The sequence below is a fragment of the Alteromonas sp. 07-89-2 genome (assembly GCF_013113925.1).
GTDB classification, from domain to species: domain Bacteria; phylum Pseudomonadota; class Gammaproteobacteria; order Enterobacterales; family Alteromonadaceae; genus Alteromonas; species Alteromonas macleodii.
Genome location: NZ_VTYM01000027.1, coordinates 1 through 17,859, shown reverse-complemented (window position 1 = coordinate 17,859; position 17,859 = coordinate 1). Strand labels below are relative to the sequence as shown.

17 protein-coding genes are annotated in these 17,859 nt (G+C 44.8%); 13 read left to right on the top strand and 4 right to left on the bottom strand.

Translation table 11 applies throughout. From position 1 onward, the window contains the following. Positions 1–177 precede the first annotated feature (177 nt). The 6 genes from F0261_RS16405 to F0261_RS16380 all read left to right on the top strand — a co-directional run bounded on the left by F0261_RS16405 (position 178) and on the right by F0261_RS16380 (position 7,208). The gene (locus F0261_RS16405) at positions 178–2,355 is read left to right on the top strand and encodes an ABC transporter permease subunit (protein WP_171338472.1); all 2,178 of its coding nucleotides are present in this window, start codon (positions 178–180) and stop codon (positions 2,353–2,355) included. Further along, entirely contained in the window at positions 2,348–3,907 is a 1,560-nt protein-coding gene (pstA, locus tag F0261_RS16400; protein WP_075176031.1) for a phosphate ABC transporter permease PstA, read from the top strand. The genes F0261_RS16405 and pstA overlap by 8 nt, the downstream gene beginning before the upstream one ends. 15 nt (positions 3,908–3,922) lie before the next feature. Further along, entirely contained in the window at positions 3,923–4,729 is an 807-nt protein-coding gene (gene pstB, locus F0261_RS16395) for a phosphate ABC transporter ATP-binding protein PstB (protein ID WP_014948402.1), read from the top strand. Next, positions 4,722–4,892: a hypothetical protein gene (locus F0261_RS16390; protein ID WP_171338471.1), complete on the top strand. Its 171-nt coding sequence runs from the start codon at positions 4,722–4,724 to the stop codon at positions 4,890–4,892. Before pstB ends, F0261_RS16390 begins: the two co-directional genes overlap by 8 nt. Further along, on the top strand, positions 4,880–5,596 hold the full coding sequence (gene phoU, locus F0261_RS16385) for a phosphate signaling complex protein PhoU (protein WP_014948403.1): 717 nt from the start codon (positions 4,880–4,882) through the stop codon (positions 5,594–5,596). Before F0261_RS16390 ends, phoU begins: the two co-directional genes overlap by 13 nt. Positions 5,597–5,936: 340 nt before the next feature. After that, positions 5,937–7,208, top strand: a complete 1,272-nt coding sequence (locus tag F0261_RS16380; RefSeq protein WP_039224609.1) for an inorganic phosphate transporter — start codon at positions 5,937–5,939, stop codon at positions 7,206–7,208. Positions 7,209–7,304: 96 nt separating this feature from the next. Here F0261_RS16380 and F0261_RS16375 read toward each other — a convergent pair whose 3' ends face one another. Then, a complete protein-coding gene (locus F0261_RS16375) occupies positions 7,305–8,282 on the bottom strand; it encodes a universal stress protein (protein WP_014948405.1) in 978 nt (325 codons plus the stop codon). Between the two features lie 335 nt (positions 8,283–8,617). On the opposite strand from F0261_RS16375, the gene F0261_RS16370 reads away from it, so the two are divergent. The 4 genes from F0261_RS16370 to F0261_RS16355 all read left to right on the top strand — a co-directional run bounded on the left by F0261_RS16370 (position 8,618) and on the right by F0261_RS16355 (position 12,027). Beyond that, positions 8,618–9,526 (top strand): hydrogen peroxide-inducible genes activator, encoded by a 909-nt coding sequence (locus tag F0261_RS16370; protein WP_014948406.1) that lies wholly within the window; start codon positions 8,618–8,620, stop codon positions 9,524–9,526. A 256-nt stretch (positions 9,527–9,782) separates the two neighbouring features. Continuing rightward, complete coding sequence (locus tag F0261_RS16365) at positions 9,783–10,319, top strand: RNA polymerase sigma factor (protein ID WP_014948407.1); 537 nt, start codon at positions 9,783–9,785, stop codon at positions 10,317–10,319. Next, the gene (locus F0261_RS16360; protein ID WP_014948408.1) at positions 10,319–11,077 is read left to right on the top strand and encodes a hypothetical protein; all 759 of its coding nucleotides are present in this window, start codon (positions 10,319–10,321) and stop codon (positions 11,075–11,077) included. Before F0261_RS16365 ends, F0261_RS16360 begins: the two co-directional genes overlap by 1 nt. Positions 11,078–11,094: 17 nt before the next feature. Next, the gene (locus F0261_RS16355) at positions 11,095–12,027 is read left to right on the top strand and encodes a hypothetical protein (RefSeq protein WP_014948409.1); all 933 of its coding nucleotides are present in this window, start codon (positions 11,095–11,097) and stop codon (positions 12,025–12,027) included. A 106-nt stretch (positions 12,028–12,133) separates the two neighbouring features. Here the strand turns inward: F0261_RS16355 and F0261_RS16350 are convergent, their stop codons facing one another. From F0261_RS16350 to F0261_RS16340, 3 genes are all read right to left on the bottom strand, one after another. Then, positions 12,134–12,655: a hypothetical protein gene (locus F0261_RS16350; RefSeq protein ID WP_171338470.1), complete on the bottom strand. Its 522-nt coding sequence runs from the start codon at positions 12,653–12,655 to the stop codon at positions 12,134–12,136. A gap of 46 nt (positions 12,656–12,701) precedes the next feature. Next, positions 12,702–13,376, bottom strand: a complete 675-nt coding sequence (locus tag F0261_RS16345) for a hemolysin III family protein (RefSeq protein WP_014948411.1) — start codon at positions 13,374–13,376, stop codon at positions 12,702–12,704. A 346-nt stretch (positions 13,377–13,722) separates the two neighbouring features. Beyond that, the gene (locus F0261_RS16340; protein WP_171338469.1) at positions 13,723–14,166 is read right to left on the bottom strand and encodes a MarR family winged helix-turn-helix transcriptional regulator; all 444 of its coding nucleotides are present in this window, start codon (positions 14,164–14,166) and stop codon (positions 13,723–13,725) included. 139 nt (positions 14,167–14,305) lie between these two features. Between F0261_RS16340 and F0261_RS16335 the strand changes: the two genes are divergently transcribed. From F0261_RS16335 to F0261_RS16325, 3 genes are all read left to right on the top strand, one after another. Then, positions 14,306–14,734, top strand: coding sequence for an organic hydroperoxide resistance protein (locus F0261_RS16335; protein ID WP_171338468.1), 429 nt, complete (start codon positions 14,306–14,308; stop codon positions 14,732–14,734). Between the two features lie 220 nt (positions 14,735–14,954). After that, entirely contained in the window at positions 14,955–16,901 is a 1,947-nt protein-coding gene (locus tag F0261_RS16330; RefSeq protein WP_171338467.1) for a M1 family metallopeptidase, read from the top strand. Positions 16,902–17,220: 319 nt separating this feature from the next. Further along, positions 17,221–17,757 (top strand): redoxin domain-containing protein, encoded by a 537-nt coding sequence (locus F0261_RS16325; protein ID WP_014975770.1) that lies wholly within the window; start codon positions 17,221–17,223, stop codon positions 17,755–17,757. The last annotated feature ends 102 nt before the right edge of the window (positions 17,758–17,859 follow it).

Below are 17,859 nucleotides of genomic sequence, written 5' to 3'. Positions count from 1 at the left end.
CTTTGATCGTCTTCCTGTTGGGTAATACCATAGGCGCAGAGTAGGTTGCGCGAAGGTAATGCTTTAAACTTTCACTTGCTATTAGCATAACAAAACTTACACTGCTCACCAGTGCAATTTAGAGTTATTCTTCTTAAAAATGAAGAATTTCGAAAATAAGAATTACTAAACAGCCGCATGACTTTCGACAGCAACAGCACAAACAAAAAACGCCAGCGAAGCGACAGGTGGTCACGCTATGTAGTGACCGGCTTCGGCGGCCTTGTTTTGTTGACGTTAGTTATTCTTATTACCCATCTAATCAGCCAAGCTCTGCCGTTGGCATATACCCCTAGCTTAAATCATCTGTTGAGCTTGAAAACGTCAGATAATGAAAAAATTATCAGCGCAGGCGACATCATTAACAGTCAGCCAATGCTGGTTAGGAAGTCTGACTGTCGATTGGGATTAAAGTTGCTTAAAGGCGATGCTCTGGTAAGTAATCACGATTACATCCGCCCTTGTGAGCATAGACTGTCTTCCCACAGTGTGATGGGAGAGAACTATATCGTAGACGTTTCTCCCAACGCCCAAGTGAGAGTTTTACCGGTTAGATCGTTCAATATGACCGACGGTAGCGCAGAGGATATTGCCACAAGTACGCCGCAAGCGGCGTTGTCGAACAGCATTACGTTCGCGCTTCCCAAAGATGAGTGGGAGAGACGCAGTGACTGGAGCATTGCACTGTCCTCAAAATGGGCAGTGGTTTCTATCGTTCAAGACAATAAAGTGTTTATCCGTTGGGTAAATCGGCTTCGTCCTACACAGGTTGTGGATAAACGGTTTCATAATATAGACAGACTCGTATTGTTACCCGGCAGTCAGAGCGTGTTACTCCAAGTGGATGATGCGCTTTACCTAAATAGGCTCACGGATGAAGGGGCGTCACTACTGCCAATAGCAGAAAACATCACAGCGTCATTAGATGAGAAGATTGTATTCCCACTTGCTAAAGACCGCACCTTTTTCCTAATGAACAGCAATACACAGGCACTTACTCGCTGGGTGCTGAGCAAAAGCGATAAAGGCCTTACCTTTGAACAAACCTACCAAGTAGCGCTACCAGGAGAGAACGTTAAGGATGTGGCAGAACATGCCAGTATGAACTTGGTGGCTGTGCTGACCGATAAAGCAAGAGTGTTGTTGGTAAACCGTGTATCAGGCGATGTAGTGGCATCACAACAGATAGAGCGTTCTGCTGAGAATATCATTTGGTACGGCAATAAGCTTTATGTCTATTCAGATAGCACCTTATCAGTATGGGAAGGCAGGCACTTAAGCGGCGTTACTACATGGGCCTCTCTGTTTGAACCGCAGCACTACGAAGGGTATGAAACGGAAGAAACCGTATGGCAAACCACCAGTGCCTCTGATTTTCAAGAGGCAAAGTTTAGCTTAACACCGCTATTAATAGGCAGTATTAAAGCCTCTCTTTTAGCGCTGCTTATTGCTATTCCGGTTGCTATCGGTGCCGCAATTTACACCGCGTTTTTTGCTAAAAGCCGCCTTCGCAACGTTATTAAGCCGGCTATCGAATTGCTCGAAGCGATTCCCAGTGTACTCATCGGCTTCATCGCGGCTATTTGGTTGTCGCCAAAAGCTGAGCAGTTTTTATTTTCCTTTGCCTTTTTCCTAATCGTTATCCCTTTTGTGCTTATTGTCGTTGCCCTGGTGCAGCGTCCTGTTGCGGAATACTTACCAAAGAAGCTAAGACACGGAGCAGAACTACTATTTGCTATAAGCGGAGTGTTCCTTTTAGGTTTTATTAGCGTGGAGTATGCGCCTTCGCTTATTTTCTCGATAATGGGGGTAGACGGGTTTACAATGCTTGCGGCCGAGTCCGATAGTCCCATCGGGAAAACGACTATAGTGGTAGCGTTAGCGTTAGGTGTGGCCATATCACCTAGTATCTATTCCCTTGCTGAAGATGCCATAAACGGCGTTCCAAATGATTTAAAACACGCCTCTTTTGCTTTAGGCGCCACACGACTACAGACCTTACTTCATGTTGTGCTTCACGTTGCACTACCGGGTATTGTTGCCGCGATTATGCTAGGTTTTGGCCGCGCGTTTGGTGAAACCATGATAGTCCTTATGGTGACGGGGAATACGCCAATCTCCAGTTGGGGCTTGATAGAAGGTTTGCGAGCACTTACTGCTAACTTGGCAATTGAACTTCCAGAAGCAGATGTATCATCGGCGCACTATCAAATTCTATTTTTCACCGCGTGTATTTTGTTCCTGTTTACCTTCTTGGTAAACACCATGGCAGAGCTATTGCGACAGCGTATAAGAAGTAGGGCGTACTATGGTTAATCGAACAACGTTTGGGTTAAGTGCGGTACAGCGTCAATCGTTAGTCATTAGCTTAACGGCTTTTTTCACCAGCCTGCTGCTTATTGCGCTAGTTAGCGTTCTTATACTTATTAGTTTTCGAGGTACGGCATATTTTTGGCCAGAGCCCATCTATACGGTTACCGGTACGCATCAAGACGGCACAAGGTTTTCGGTGCTTGCGAACCTATTTGATGAATCAACAAATGAGGATGTGACACTTAAGTTCTCAGATGCTCAGCATCCTTATGGCTTTCAAATCCAGTTATCTCGAGAGGAAATAGAGACTTCTCTACTTGCAAACCAAAGCGCAGAAATAAAACTGTTAGACGGCAGGCGTGTGTTGGCAATTCCTGAATACATCGTCGTGCCATCTAAACCGCCTCAACCTCTTGGTAACATTGACATTGTGCTAGAGGAAGTGGCCCAAATAAGCGCTCAAATTGAAGATTTAAATACGCAACACCTTGCACCTATTCACGAAGCGCTATCTCAATTTGATAAACGTAATGTTGTTGCCGACGCGCCAGCAAGAGAGCGTTTAGTGGCATCGTTTGACGAATACCAAAAGCGTGTGGAAGCGTTAGAAGCAACACGAGCCGAGTATACCTTATTGGTAAGTTTTGCTGACGAAACGCCGTTTGTTATTCCCATATCTAGTATTCAAGATGTGGATTTTGTCAGTCGTCTAAGTACATGGGAAAAGTGGCAGGTGGCGTTTTCGGAAATCGGTGTTTTTCTCACCGATTCCCCTAAACAAGCGAATACCTCAGGTGGCGTCTTCCCTGCGTTGTTTGGCACTGTACTCATGGTATTTTTAATGACCATCATCGTAACGCCCTTTGGTGTATTAGCCGCTATTTACTTGAGCGAGTATGCACCTAACACGGCGCTTACCACCATTATTCGTGTCAGTGTAAGCAACATGGCAGGTGTACCTTCTATTGTTTACGGCGTATTCGGCCTTGGTTTCTTTGTTTATACCTTGGGCGGCAGTATTGATGAGCTATTGTTTAGTGACACACTGCCAGCACCCACAATGGGAAGCCCTGGCGTTTTCTGGGCTGCCTTAACCATGGCAATTTTGACCTTACCTGTAGTGATTGTGGCGACTGAAGAAGGCTTGCGCAGGGTGCCGGAAGGATTGAAAGCGGGCAGTTACGCATTAGGAGCTACCAAAATTGAGACTATAGTGCGTACCGTATTGCCTATTGCGTCTCCGGGTATTATGACTGGCGTAATTTTGGCGATTGCGAGGGCGGCAGGTGAAGTAGCGCCACTTATGTTAGTGGGGGCGGTCAAGTTTGCGCCAACCTTGCCTATAGATGGAGAGTTTCCTTATCTCCACCTTGATAGACAGTTTATGCATTTGGGCGTGCTTATTTATGACGGAGCGTTTCACAGCCAAACTGATGGAAAGAGTGCAAGTATGATGTTTGCCGCTTGCTTGCTTTTACTTGTGGTGGTGTTCGTATTAAATATTTTGGCCGTTGTACTTAGAGCGCGCCTACGCAAACGCTATCTCAAAGGATAATACAGGTTTTGTAACATGTTGAAGTTGTTTGAACACAATACGCTAAACGTTAACGACATTGGTGAAGAACAAACTGCGGTAGAGGTTAAAAACCTCAACCTGTGGTTTGGCAACAAGCATGTGTTAAATGACATCAGCATGCGGATCCCAAAAAACAAAATTACAGCGTTAATTGGTCAAAGTGGTTGCGGTAAATCTACACTCATTAGCTGTTTCAATCGCCTTAACGATTTGTATGACGGTTGCAAATACGATGGTGAAATTATTATTGATGGGCAAAACATCAATAGCCGCAAAGTAAATGTGTCACGCCTAAGAACGAACGTGGGCATGGTTTTTCAGCGACCCAACCCCTTTCCTATGAGCATTTATGAGAACGTGTGCTACGGGCTTAAGCTTCAAGGCGTTAAAATTCGTCGACACTTAGATGACGCGGTGGAAAGCGCATTGAAACAGGCGGCGCTGTGGGACGAGGTTAAAGATCGTTTATTTGAGTCCGCTCATGTTTTATCTGGCGGTCAGCAACAGCGTTTGGTGATTGCAAGAGCACTGGCGTTGAAGCCCGACATTCTTCTTCTTGATGAACCAACCTCAGCCCTTGACCCTCTGACCACGCTTTTTATCGAAGAACTGATGGATGCATTAAAGAAACAATGCACCATTATTATCGTGACGCACAACATGCAGCAAGCGGCTAGGGTAAGCGACTACACCGCCTTTTTCCATCAGGGCAGGCTGATAGAATATGCAGACAGCGATACACTGTTTACTATGCCAGAGAAGAAGCAAACCGAAGACTACATAACGGGGCGATATGGATAAGGTAGCAGTAGGTGTGTGTTCTCACATGGGTTTGTACCGCAATGCTGAAGTTTGGCAAGACGTAGCGGTTTGTCACGATAGTTCTGCCACAGGTAGCGGCACGATTGATTGTCGTTATTCGTTATGCTTACGCCGCGAGGAGAAATCACCATGCGACAGGTAGCCTTAAACACGCATATTTCGGGTACGTTTAATATCGAGCTGGAAAACTTGCGTAACTCGGTATTAACCATGGGGGGCGAAGTTGAACAGCAGCTGGTGGATACGTTAAAAGCGGTAAAGCACAATCATGCCGCTCTGGCTGAAAAAGTGGTGTTGAACGACTTAAAAATTAACTCCATGGAAATTCAAATTGACGAAGAGTGCTTACGCATTATTGCAAAACGTCATCCTACCGCCAGCGATCTGCGTTTAATTATGACCATTTCCAAAGCCATTACCGATATAGAGCGAATGGGCGATGAAATCGAGCGTATAGCCAAACTAGTAACGCGCAATAAGTTGCCGAGCTCAGATACCATTAAGAGCAGCATGTTGCTCATTGGCGAGCGCGTGGCCGCCATGATGCGCGGCACATTCGACGCTTTTGCTCGTCAGGATGAGGCTGCGGCATTAGAAGTGTACGACCAAGACAACCGCATTGATAGTGAATACAAGCGTCTGCTGTCGTATACCACCTCCGAAATGCAGAAAAGCACCGATGACATGCAGGATTGGTTGGATGTTTTGTGGGCAATGCGCTCGTTAGAGCGCATTGGCGATAGATGTAAGAATGTGTGTGAGTATGTGGTTTATCTTACTCGGGGTACCGATGTTAGGCATACACCGTTGGAAAATATGCAACAAAAATTGGAAGATTTGACGTAATCCTGTCCAAATGGTCAGTACGATTTTGCGTATTGATATTCAAATATGGATACATGCGAAATTTATTTGTCATAAAACTGAAATATTTGGTGGATTTATCATCGCATTCAAATAATTCCGCATACTTTTATCGTTTTTCAGTGATTTTCGCTATGGCTTCTAACATGATTACGTTATCATGCGCCGCAGCCAAGAACAGATCGTGCAAAATTTAATCGAACCTTATGATAAAACACAATTTGTCTTTAACTTCATTCTCTAGCCTTTGTGGTGAAGAGATCATGCTACTTACTCAAGTAGCGTCCAGCCTAAATCGCGTTTAGATCGGGAGCGATTATCCGTGGAATTTTTTGAAAGTTATGGCCTAATTCTTATAATCCTTGCCGCCGGCGTTGGTTTCGTCATGGCATGGGGTATTGGAGCGAATGACGTTGCCAACGCAATGGGTACGTCAGTAGGTTCTAAAGCTTTAACCATAAAACAAGCCATTATCATTGCAATGATATTTGAGTTTGCTGGCGCCTACCTAGCAGGTGGCGAAGTAACGTCTACCATTCGAAAAGGGATTATCGACTCAACCTATTTTATAGACATACCTGAATACCTTGTATTAGGCATGATCTCATCACTACTTGCAGCTGGAATCTGGCTTGCGGTAGCGTCATGGTTGGGGTGGCCTGTATCTACCACTCACTCAATTATCGGTGCAATCATCGGTTTTACTGCCACTGGCGTCAGCATGGACGCAGTAGCATGGGACAAAGTGGGTGGTATTGTTGGTAGTTGGGTAGTAACCCCAGCTATTTCAGGCATCATTGCTTATCTTATTTTCATGAGCGCGCACAAGCTCATCTTCCAAACTGCCTCTCCGTTTGCAAATGCTAAGCGTTATGTGCCGTTCTATATGGCATTAGCGGGCTTTGTGATGTCGCTTGTTACTATCAAGAAAGGCCTTAAGCACGTTGGTTTAGAGCTAAGCGCTGTTAACGGATATGTGCTGGCGATTGCTATTGCCGTAGCGTTGGGCTTCTTGGGTAAATGGTTTATCGGCCGTATGAAGTTCAGCGGTTCTGAAGATGCAGACCTACAGGCGGCTAACGTTGAGAAAGTATTCGCACTTCTAATGGTAGTAACAGCCTGTTGTATGGCGTTTGCCCACGGTTCAAATGATGTAGCTAACGCTATTGGACCATTGGCTGCGGTAGTTAGCGTAGTAAGTAGTGGCGGCGAAATTAACTCTAGCACTACGCTTGCACCTTGGATCCTTCCTCTTGGTGGTTTAGGTATTGTTGCGGGTCTTGCGCTATTTGGACATCGCGTTATCAAGACCATTGGTCAAGGTATTACACACTTAACACCAAGCCGCGGTTTTGCAGCAGAACTCGCTGCAGCGTGTACGGTAGTTATCGCATCAGGTACAGGTTTACCTATTTCGACTACCCAAACGCTTGTAGGAGCGGTACTAGGTGTAGGTCTGGCGCGTGGTGTATCAGCGCTTAACCTAGGCATTGTGAGAAATATCGTCGTATCGTGGATTGTTACGTTGCCTGCAGGCGCAATCCTCTCGATTATTTTCTTCTACATTCTTAAAGCGTCGTTTGGCGTAGCGTAAAACACAGCGCTTACAAACGTTCGTATTAAGCGAAAAGAATTAAAAAAGGCCGTGCTTGAAGTGAAGCACGGCCTTTTTGTTTGTGGAATGTTTTCTTTAATCAATAGAGATAGGCGTTTCAAAACCGCGTGGTTTAACGCCCACTACGGCGCATTTTAGCTGATGAATGGTTTCTTCCGCGGTGTCGCCCATGATATAGCCAGGCACGCCCAAACGTGCCACTGTGCCCATTACGATAATGTCGGTATCAAGGGACGTGGTAGTGGCTGCAATTTCTCTTCTAGGGTAGCCGTGAACAATGTGCTTCAGAGGTTTCAAATACTCTAATACATTGTCATCCAATTCATTGCCTAGTTCTTCAAGCAATTTGTCTAGTTCCGATTCACGCTCGGCATGGATTTTTGCAAGATCGGTTTCCATTCTGTCGTTATCAACCGATATAAACCCGTCTCTTGCTATGTTCTCAGGAACCGCATCGAAAACGTGGACAATGTGCAGCTGTGCAAATTCTAGCAAGGCTATTTGGCTTGCGTGACGCAAAATGTCGCGATTAAGATCGCGCCTAATAGACACTTCATGCTGTGGATAGTGATAGTTTAAATCCAGTGCTGCAACTACGTTTTTGTACTGACTGCGAGGCTTGTGGTTAATGATCCAAACCGGGCAAGGGCATTTGCGGAATAAACGCATGTCTAAGCTTCCGAACAACTTATCTAGAAAGCTCTCTTCTGCCCGTTTAATTACTAGATCGATATTGTTCTTTTTTACATAACGCACAACGTCAATGAGCGGCTGACCTACCGTTACCGCGGTAGACACAGGATAGTGTTTTCCCCAGCTTTCTGCTTGTTCTTTTAACCAATGCTGGGCTTGGGTTTCCATGGTTTGCTGAGAATCAACATAAGAGAAAGACTCCATAACCATACTGGCGTTGGGCGGTAAAGATTCTAACGAAAGCATAATGGTAAGCGAGGCTTGATGCGCTTTGGCGATATGCAGTGCTTGGGCTACCGTATCATCTTGACGATGCGAGTCACTCAATACGCATAAAATGTTCTTATAATGTCCTTTCATACTGCCCTCAATAGTTAATTGCTCTATTGACTGAATGATACAAGAGCGGGTCTTACTTCGCTGTAAAAATATGTTGCGTATAATGCTTTAATTTAATCCTAACGCTACTTATGGGGGCTTTCCAGCGCGAAATGTCAAATTCTCAAAAGCTTCTTATAGATTGCACAATAAACAGAATTATCTACCTCTTTTTTTAGGATGTTGTATACGCACAGCTGCGAATAATAGAAGATCGCTCTCGTTAACCATGGGTATCAACCCTAGGCGCTATTTAATCTTTATGTTAGATTAATCCAATATTTTTTAATCCCTTTTTAAATAATTGTGAGATGCCCATGAAATGGCCTAATCTTAAGCACCTGCACTATTTGGTGACGCTACATCAAGAGCAACATTTTCACCGTGCTGCACAGCGCTGTAACGTAAGTCAGTCAACATTGAGTACGGCCATTCAGAACCTTGAAGAGCACTTCGGAAGCCAACTTCTTGAGCGTGAACATAAAACCTTTGTGTTTACATCGTTGGGACTAGATATTGTTGAACGCAGTAAAGTGCTACTTCAGGAAGCGGGAGAGCTGGTTGAGTATGCGCAAAACGCGGGCAATTGGCAGCGAGGCACCTTAAAACTAGGTGTTATTCCAACCATTGCGCCGTTTCTTTTTGAAGGCATGATGGGGGCGTTTTCTGCATTTTTACCCGAGATCAACTTAGAAATGCAGGAAGACACAACGGAGAAGTTGCTACAGCAATTGACCGACGGCAGATTAGACTTACTTATTCTAGCGTTGCCAATGGAAACACCAGGGTGTAAACAGATGGTCTTGGGGCATGACCCGTTCCATCTTATTGCGCACAAAGATATGGCTGAGCAACTACCTAATCCTGTCGACATTTCAACCCTGCCTAAAAAGAGTATTTTCTTACTTCAGCAAGAACATTGTATGACCGGGCATGCGGTGAGCGCGTGTAACCTTCAGCACAGCGACCAAATTAGCAGCGTAGCGGCAAGCAGCTTATATACCTTGGTGCAATTAGCGAATAGCAAAATGGGTTACACCTTCTTACCTGAACTTGCGATAAACCAGTCTATTCTTGAGCACACAGGTCTTAAGAGCTTCCCCGCTGAAGAGCAGGGGTTTCGTGAGATTGGCTTAGTATGGCGTTCAGGCACTACGCGTATGCAGCTGTTTCGTCGTATCGGTGAAATTATCTCGCCACTGTTGCCTATTCCTACACTAAAATAACCTTGGCGCTGAGCGCGCTACCTTTCATATTTAGCTAAAGCGGTTAAGCCTATAGGTTCAGCCGCTTTTTTATTGCTGACATCAATTATTGTCTTGTGCACCAACCCCAAAGAAGTTCTTCATCCATCGCTTAAAGCACAGTTTCATTGGCGTTATTCCCTAAATGACAATTTATTTATCAATTAAACAAACTTTTTTGCAAAGCTTATCGACTTAATGGTTAAGTAAAAAAAAGAGCGTAAAAACGGGGAACGGCGTGTTTAATAAACGAGATGAAAAACTCGTGGAACAGGCATTAAAGGGTAATAAAAAAGCGTGGTTTACGCTTATATCTCGCTACGAAACCGCTATGTATCAATACGGTATTCGAATGACAGGGAATAGCCATGATGCAGCAGATTTAATGCAGGAGATTTTTATCTCTGTGTTTCGCAGTCTTGCCTGTTTTAAAGGTGAGGGCAGTTTTAAAAGTTGGCTCTATCGCATTGCCCACTGTCGCTGCGTTGAACTGTATCGCAAGCGAAAGCCGCATTCTGACATTGACGATATACAGGCGCCACTTTGCGGTGCGCCATGCCCTGAAATGCAGCTTTATAGCGACAGAGAGAGTAGAGCATTAACGCAGGCTATGCAGACCCTACCTTTGGGCCAAAAGGCGGTGGTGGAATTGAAATTCTTCGGCCACTTCACGTTCGAAGAAATTGCACAGCAAATGGATATCTCAGTAAATACCGCTAAGTCGCGACTTTACGCAGCCTTGGCAAAGTTGAAGTTGAAGTTGGAGTTGGAATAATGACCTTATATGACAAAGAAGCCTTATTCTCAGCTTATTTGGACAACTCGCTTGATAGCGAGCAGGAAAAGCAGTTTAACGCGTTGTGCGATTCAGATGCTGAGTTCGCGCAGGCGGTAGAAAATAGCGTCCGTTTGAACAGCGCAAGTGCAAGCTTCGTTGCTCCGGCACTTCCCCAGTGGGACAAAGAACAGACCTTTTTTAAGAAAGATGAACCACGTTCGCTGTCGTCTTGGTTTAGCTTGCCGTCGTGTGCCATGGCCATGTCGGCCTGTGCGCTGTTAGCCGTACTCACCGGTGCAAAGCTGTCGTATAGCGATAACGGTATAGCGCTTACGTTTTCAAACAAAAGCGCCAACGCAGTGGATGAAATGGTTGAGCAACGCGTTACGCAAGAAGTTGCTAAAGCTTTAGGTGAGCAACGTGATTTCTATCAACAAGCAAACCAAACACTATTCAAAGAATACGCTCAGGCGCTATCTACACAGCAGCAACAAAGCAGTGCGGAGCTTACTAAGTACTTGTTAGCATCGAGTAGAGAAGAACGCAAACACGACTTTGCCGAGCTTATTAAATTTATCAACGAGCAGCGTATTGATGATCAAAGATTCTATGCACGCCAATTTACGCGTCTACAGGATGAAATTGATGACATTGAAATAGGGTACAGCGCGGTAAATTTACCCAAAAGCCGTTCTGAAGTGCCATTAGCCATGCCGTATGAAACAAACAATCCACAGTCGTCGCTAGATGATTAATGTAATTAGGTGAAATTATGAAACGTTTATTAACTGCTTTACTACTTTGCTCTGCTGCTGGTGGTCTTGCGAACGCACAAAGTGCGCAAAAATATGACACGCTATCAAATGAATTAGAAATAATGTCTGGGGTACTCAAAACGTCCTTACGACAAAATGCCGCGACTGATTCTTGGAGAGTGAGTCAAATTGAAACCAGCTATCTTGCTGGCCAGGGGGCGGTATTTACTTTTTCAGTAAGAGGCCAAAGCGGTAACTGGGTACGAGAGATAGAAACGCTGGTAGAAGGATTAGTTGCCACCGTACCACCTGCACCACCAGTTCCGTCTGCAAATTCGTTTAGTGATGTAGATGACATTGTGTTTGAAGCAGCCAGAGAGTGGGAAGCTTACGCAGAAGAAACCAGCCATCGTTTTTCTCAGGCGTTTGCTGACAACAATAGTCGCTTACGCGACTTGCGCAACATGCAGCGTGAACTTGCCTGGGAAGCAAGAGAAGTAGAGCGCGAACTGCGAGATATTACCTTTGAATTGCGTCACGCAGACGAGGCGCGAAAAAAAGAGTTACTCGCGCAAAAAGAGCAGTCTGGTGAGCAGCTTAAGCAATTAGAAGCGAAAGAGAAAAGCATGAGGGATGAGCTCAAAGCCATTGAAAAAGAACAGACTAAACAAATGGAGGCGCGAAAAGCGCAGCAGCAGCAAGCTTACAAAACGTTTCTGGCCGGTTTTGAGTCGAGCATGAGCGAGACCTTATGCCGATTTGGATCAGGCTTACGCGGTCTGCCGGAAAATGAACATATCAGTATGGTGCTGAAAGATTTTGAAATGGACGAGAGCCGCGAGCGCAAAGACCGAATTTATGTATTTACTCGTGCTGATATAGTGCGCTGTGTTCAAGAAAAAATAGACGCGAATAAACTTCTCACCAACGCTAATATTTATCAGTTTTAAATAAATAAGCTCGGCGCACTTATGAACGCTTTGCTTTGTTAAAACAGCACGCGCGCCTTCGTTAATGAACGTTGATAACAAAGGCGCGCCTTTTATTGGCCTACATTTAAGGTGCAATATGCCCTAATTCTGCTGCCCATGTGAGTTCAGATCTCTTAAGGTTATTTGCCGCACTAGCGCCAAAGCTGTGTAGTGCATTGTAAGCGCTATTAGATGGAACACGGCAATAGTGGCAAAGTGCATAGAACAAAAGGCTACAGCGGTGCTGTGAGCCATCGCAATGTAAGTATATCTTCGCTCCTTCGGTCAACATTTGAGATAGTTCATGAAGGTATTGATGAAGATGCGTATCCTCAGTAGGCGATTCTGACGATGGATGTACAAAGGGAACCCATAGCCACTCTAGCCCAGCTGCGACAGAATTTTCGCGTATAACTGGCGCATGTTCTTCACTGGTCTGAACCGTTGCAATATGGGTAACACCCAGTGACTTAAGGCGTTCAAAGTCACTTTCAACGGGCTTTTTACCCAAGCATATTTGGCCTGCGTGTAGTGAAAACCACGCAATACTTGGTGTCAACGTAGTGCTGTCTTTCTTTTTCTCAGCGTCTTGCTTGTTTGTTAGCATAAGTTTTTACATGGTTTTGGCATAGCAGCTTAATTTGGGCCTTTTGTTAAACGACAAAATAATAAATTGAAAAGTAGTGGCAGCTACATCCGCCAATCACGAACATGTGCCAAATTGCATGGGTGTACTTTACCTTTTTTGCCACGTAAAAGCACACGCCTACACTGAAACACAGCCCGCCTGCTACCAATAACCATAGGCCAGCACCGGGAAGGGCGACATAAAGAGGGTAGATAAGACCCAGTGCAATCCATCCCATCAGCAAATAAGTCATCACGGATACCTTTGGGAAACGGTGCTGCGCGACGAGCTTAAACGCCACGCCGCCAATTGCCAAGCTCCAGATAATCGCGGTCATAGTAATACCCAACACGCCACCAATCGAAACCAGTAATAATGGTGTGTAAGTACCTGCTATCAATAAGTATATTGCGCTGTGGTCAAATAGCTTAAGCCATCCCTTTGCCTTTTGATGGGAAATGGCGTGATAAAGGGTTGAGCTTAAAAACACCAGAATGAGTGTAGAGCCATAAATAGCTGCAGTGGTTAACGCGAGCGTATCTTCCGCTCGATACAACATAAATACTAAACCCACGATAGCAGCAATAAAGCCAACCCCATGACTAATGCTGTTCAGCCACTCTTCCAGTACAGAGTAGGCTTTTGCAGGAATGCTTTTTGATTGTGGCACAGCCTGTGTCTGAATCTGTTCTTGGATCATCACAGCTCCTGTTTTTTTATTTCTAAGAATAATGGGTAGTAAATGCCTTTAAAGCCTCTTGTCGCACTTTCTCGACAAGACATGCGATCATTTCAGCGACTAGCGCTTTCAATTGAAGCGCGCGGTTCAGCATTTTCCCTACTACGTCCATTAGGACAATTATAGCGCACACTTGTTCGCTCAATGCGAAAATAATAACAGAAAACGTCAAAAATCTGATGACAATCAGATTACAAAAAGAGGTTAAAATACCAATACGCATAGATAATTGCCCACTAACAAGGCGCTGGCAAGTTTCCTAGCAAAGCGTGGGAATGAAGGGCTGAGTGGTGATTATCTATCCGGACTAGTTTAAATCTGCATTCTCGAAACAGCCGCCTAATTTGTCCAGTAGGACTTTTAACGTACGGCTTTCATCTGCAGTCATGCCATTGAGCTTGCAGAGCATTTGCGCAGGAACGTCTTCTGCTATGGCTTTCTTCTTCTTGCCCGTTTCAGTGAGTTGAACGCGCTTAACGCGTTTGTCGGCTTTATCTTTAGTGACAACTAAAAAGCCTTTTTCTTGTAGCTTTTTAAGAATCAGCGACATAGCACCACCGTCTATGGCCGTTCTGTCTAAAAGCTCGGCAATAGTAATGTCGTCATCTTCCCAAAGCGCCATTAAAGTCACATATTGAGGATAGGTGATATCCAGCGCTTTAAGAAGGGGGCGGTAAGCACGAGTGAATGCATTCGACAGCGTATAAAAACGGTGGCAAAGCTGATTTTCCAACTTTAATAATTCTGACATGACGCTTAACCCTTATCGATACGGCTTTTTCTTAACAATAATATTTTGCATGCAAAACACTTGATCTGCAAGTTGGTTTGGTGATAATTTATTTTGCATGCAAAGTAGTTGTTTAAATAAATTTATGAGGAGAGTAACTATGCATAAACTTCAACAAGTCGTTTATACTGGAAGTGCAATAGCAACGGGTGGTCGTGAAGGAACAGCGAAATCAAGTGATGGTAAGCTAGACCTTAAACTCTCTACACCTAAAGAGCTGGGCGGTGCAGGTGGAGAAGGGACGAACCCCGAACAAATGTTCGCAGCGGGCTATTCGGCGTGCTTTATCGGTGCACTTAAGCATGTGGCTGCATCGCAAAAAATTAAGCTGGCCGATGACATTAGTGTAACTGGCAACGTTGCAATTGGACCTATTGAACAAGGCTTTGCTATAGCAGTAAAACTGACGGTAGATTTGGGCGATATGGACAAAGCACAAGCGCAAGGCTTGGTGGAAACTGCGCATCAAGTATGCCCATACTCAAATGCGACCCGCGGTAACATTGAAGTAGATATTAGCCTTGCTTAATTAAACGGCAAACGAGTCAGCGGTTAACGCAGATAGTTAATGCCCTTGTCAAATAGCTACGCCTTCGTCAGATGGCGTAGCTATCCTGCACTTATTCACGTTAACCCTTACTGCTTTTCGAAATATAGCGCAGTTACAACGCAGCTCTTCGAATTAGAGTCGCCAGTCATATAACAGATTGATACACTGAGATCGTATCAATCATCCTTTAGGAAGTTATATGAAAAAATACGGATTACTGGCTACATTCGTATGCGCGCCTGTTTTGTTCGCATGCAGTGACAACAGCAATGTAGACGCAGCCAAGACAGACAAAGATCAAGCCGTCAGCGTAGACTCGACTTCAGACACTGAAGCACAAAATGTTGCAGTAGCAAACCAAGCTGACGCGGCTATTGCCTCTGGGGTAGATTATCACTCCTTCGCGAACCCTAATGAGATTCGGGTTACCCATCTCAGTCTAAACCTAACTGCAAACTTTGAGACCAAGCAGCTTGTTGGCGACGTAACGCTTGATGTAAAGCGTGAAAAGCCCGACAACAACACATTGGTGTTAGATACGCGAGCATTAGACATTCAAAGTGTTACCGTAGACGGTGAAAGTGTTCCTTTTGAAATGGGAGAGGTCGACCCTGATTTAGGTACACCTCTTACGATTACGTTACCTAGTTCCGCAAACGCAGTAACGGTTGCGTATTCAACCTCACCTGAAGCGTCTGGCGTACAATGGTTAACGCCAGCGCAAACTGCAGGTAAAAAGCACCCGTTTCTGTTTACCCAAGCGCAAGCGGTTCACGCGCGAAGCTTCATTCCGCTTCAAGACTCACCGCAAGTACGCGTAACCTATGACGCGACCATTAAGACACCTGAAGCGCTGTTGGCGGTGATGAGTGCGTCAAACGATCCTACCACCGAGCGCGATGGTGAATATGAGTTCACTATGCCGCAGCCTATCCCTTCGTATCTTATCGCGTTGGCAATAGGTGATTTAGAATTTAAAGCCATGGGTGAACGTACCGGTGTGTATGCTGAGCCTGCGCTACTTGAAAGTGCAGCGAAAGAATTTGAAGATACAGAGGCGATGTTAGAAGTAACAGAAGAAACCTATGGACCTTACCAGTGGGACCGTTACGATCTATTAATTCTACCGCCGTCATTCCCGTTTGGCGGTATGGAAAACCCTCGTTTGTCGTTTATCACCCCAACGGTTATCGCGGGTGATAAAAGCTTGGTTTCATTGATTGCTCATGAACTGGCGCACAGCTGGTCTGGTAACACGGTAACAAACGCTACATGGCGTGATCTGTGGTTAAACGAGGGCTTCACAACCTACTTAACTTACCGAATTATGGAAATGATCTACGGTCACGATCGTTTTAAAAAAGAAGCGGTGCTCGGTTATCAAGACCTGGAGAATGATGTTGCTGCATTAGAGGAAAATGATGAGATCCTGGCTATCGACCTTCGTGGTCGCAATCCGGACGATGTTTTCTCAAATATTCCCTATGAAAAAGGCGCACTGTTCTTACGTGAAATTGAACAAAAGATTGGCCGAGAAAACTTTGATGCTTTCTTAATGCAGTACTTTAAAGACTTTGCTTTTAAGAGCATTACTACCGACACGTTTATTGCTTATTTAGATGATACCTTGTTAAAGCAATATCCAGATAAGCTAGACGCGGAGCGCATCCAAACGTGGATTTTTGAACCAGGCATTCCCGAGGAAGCGCCACAGCCAGAATCTGATGCGTTCACTAAAATCGATGACACACGAAGCGCTTGGCTTTCTGGCGACGTGAAAGCGGCGGATATTGAAACTGCGCAGTGGACTGTACACGAGTGGCTATATTTTCTAAACAACATGCCTGAATCGCTAAGCAACGCACAGCTGGCTGAGCTAGATTCAGCGTTTTCACTCACCTCGACTAAAAACAACGAAATTGCTCATAGCTGGTTGATGATCGCAGTAGAGAATAACTATCAGCCTGCCTATGATCGTTTGTATAGCTACTTGGTGTCGATAGGGCGCAATAAGCTTGTTAAGCCCCTCTACCGCGAGCTATCAAAAACACCTGAAGGCAAGGCGTTTGCTAAACGCGCATTTGAAGAAGCGAAACCGGGCTATCACCCACTTACAGTGAAAGCTAATGAAGGCTATGTGAACTAAGCCTTTATTAGACTCATACGAACCGGTCTCGATAAGAAGACCTTCGTTTTTGTGATAACGACAATAAAGGTCTACGTTTGTAGATTACCGTTACTTGGCTAAAAAATTAAAGCAGCTCAATTGAGCTGCTTTTTTGTGTCTGTCACTGGTATAGAAAACGCGAGAGGAAAAATAATAAAAATTTGAACAATTGTTCAAACAAACGATCTGAAAGTTGGGTACAACGTATAGAATTTTACTTTGATGTGTATCTGTACAAAGCAGCTTATCGCGATCTCGCTTGTACTTTGAAGGATTAAACCGACTTTAAGGAGTTTTTATGTATACGCAAAAAATGCATCCAGCAACGACATTTCCCGATGTCTCAGCAACCCTATCCACAGGGGAAACGGTGTCGCTTACCAATAAAGAAGAGGGATGTGATTGGAAAATGGTGGTTGTTTATCGCGGTAAACACTGCCCAATATGTACTAAATTCCTGAACAAATTAGAAGATTATAAAGGTCGTCTACGCGAGCTCAATATTGATTTGGTGGCTGTAAGTGGTGACAGCAAAGCACAGCTCGATGAGCATCTAGACGACCTGTCGATTACGTTCCCTATTGCTTACGGTCTCTCGCAAGAAGATATGGAAAAACTTGGGCTATACATCTCCAAGCCGCGCTCAGATAAAGAAACCGACCACAATTTTGCTGAACCTGCGCTATTTGTAGTGAATGAAAAAAACGACATTCATATTGCTGAAATAGCAAATGCGCCGTTTGTGCGCCCAGACTTAGAGCAACTCGTATCAGGCTTGGAGTTTATACGTAACCCAGATAACAACTACCCCATTCGAGGCACCTTTAAAGGATAAGGTCAACGATGGAATGGTCTCCCCCCTCAAACGGCATCGCAATGTGCCAAACTTGGAATTGAACAATCAAGTTAACAAGGTGAGGAGACCCAAATGGATATT

What these genes read in the sequence shown, in the direction of transcription:
- F0261_RS16405 (WP_171338472.1), top strand. Translation starts at nt 178, where the DNA reads ATGACTTTCGACAGCAACAGCACAAACAAAAAACGCCAGCGAAGCGAC.
- pstA (WP_075176031.1), top strand. Translation starts at nt 2,348, where the DNA reads ATGGTTAATCGAACAACGTTTGGGTTAAGTGCGGTACAGCGTCAATCG.
- pstB (WP_014948402.1), top strand. Translation starts at nt 3,923, where the DNA reads ATGTTGAAGTTGTTTGAACACAATACGCTAAACGTTAACGACATTGGT.
- F0261_RS16390 (WP_171338471.1), top strand. Translation starts at nt 4,722, where the DNA reads ATGGATAAGGTAGCAGTAGGTGTGTGTTCTCACATGGGTTTGTACCGC.
- phoU (WP_014948403.1), top strand. Translation starts at nt 4,880, where the DNA reads ATGCGACAGGTAGCCTTAAACACGCATATTTCGGGTACGTTTAATATC.
- F0261_RS16375 (WP_014948405.1), bottom strand. Translation starts at nt 8,282, where the DNA reads ATGAAAGGACATTATAAGAACATTTTATGCGTATTGAGTGACTCGCAT.
- F0261_RS16370 (WP_014948406.1), top strand. Translation starts at nt 8,618, where the DNA reads ATGAAATGGCCTAATCTTAAGCACCTGCACTATTTGGTGACGCTACAT.
- F0261_RS16360 (WP_014948408.1), top strand. Translation starts at nt 10,319, where the DNA reads ATGACCTTATATGACAAAGAAGCCTTATTCTCAGCTTATTTGGACAAC.
- F0261_RS16355 (WP_014948409.1), top strand. Translation starts at nt 11,095, where the DNA reads ATGAAACGTTTATTAACTGCTTTACTACTTTGCTCTGCTGCTGGTGGT.
- F0261_RS16350 (WP_171338470.1), bottom strand. Translation starts at nt 12,655, where the DNA reads ATGCTAACAAACAAGCAAGACGCTGAGAAAAAGAAAGACAGCACTACG.
- F0261_RS16345 (WP_014948411.1), bottom strand. Translation starts at nt 13,376, where the DNA reads ATGATCCAAGAACAGATTCAGACACAGGCTGTGCCACAATCAAAAAGC.
- F0261_RS16340 (WP_171338469.1), bottom strand. Translation starts at nt 14,166, where the DNA reads ATGTCAGAATTATTAAAGTTGGAAAATCAGCTTTGCCACCGTTTTTAT.
- F0261_RS16335 (WP_171338468.1), top strand. Translation starts at nt 14,306, where the DNA reads ATGCATAAACTTCAACAAGTCGTTTATACTGGAAGTGCAATAGCAACG.
- F0261_RS16330 (WP_171338467.1), top strand. Translation starts at nt 14,955, where the DNA reads ATGAAAAAATACGGATTACTGGCTACATTCGTATGCGCGCCTGTTTTG.
- F0261_RS16325 (WP_014975770.1), top strand. Translation starts at nt 17,221, where the DNA reads ATGTATACGCAAAAAATGCATCCAGCAACGACATTTCCCGATGTCTCA.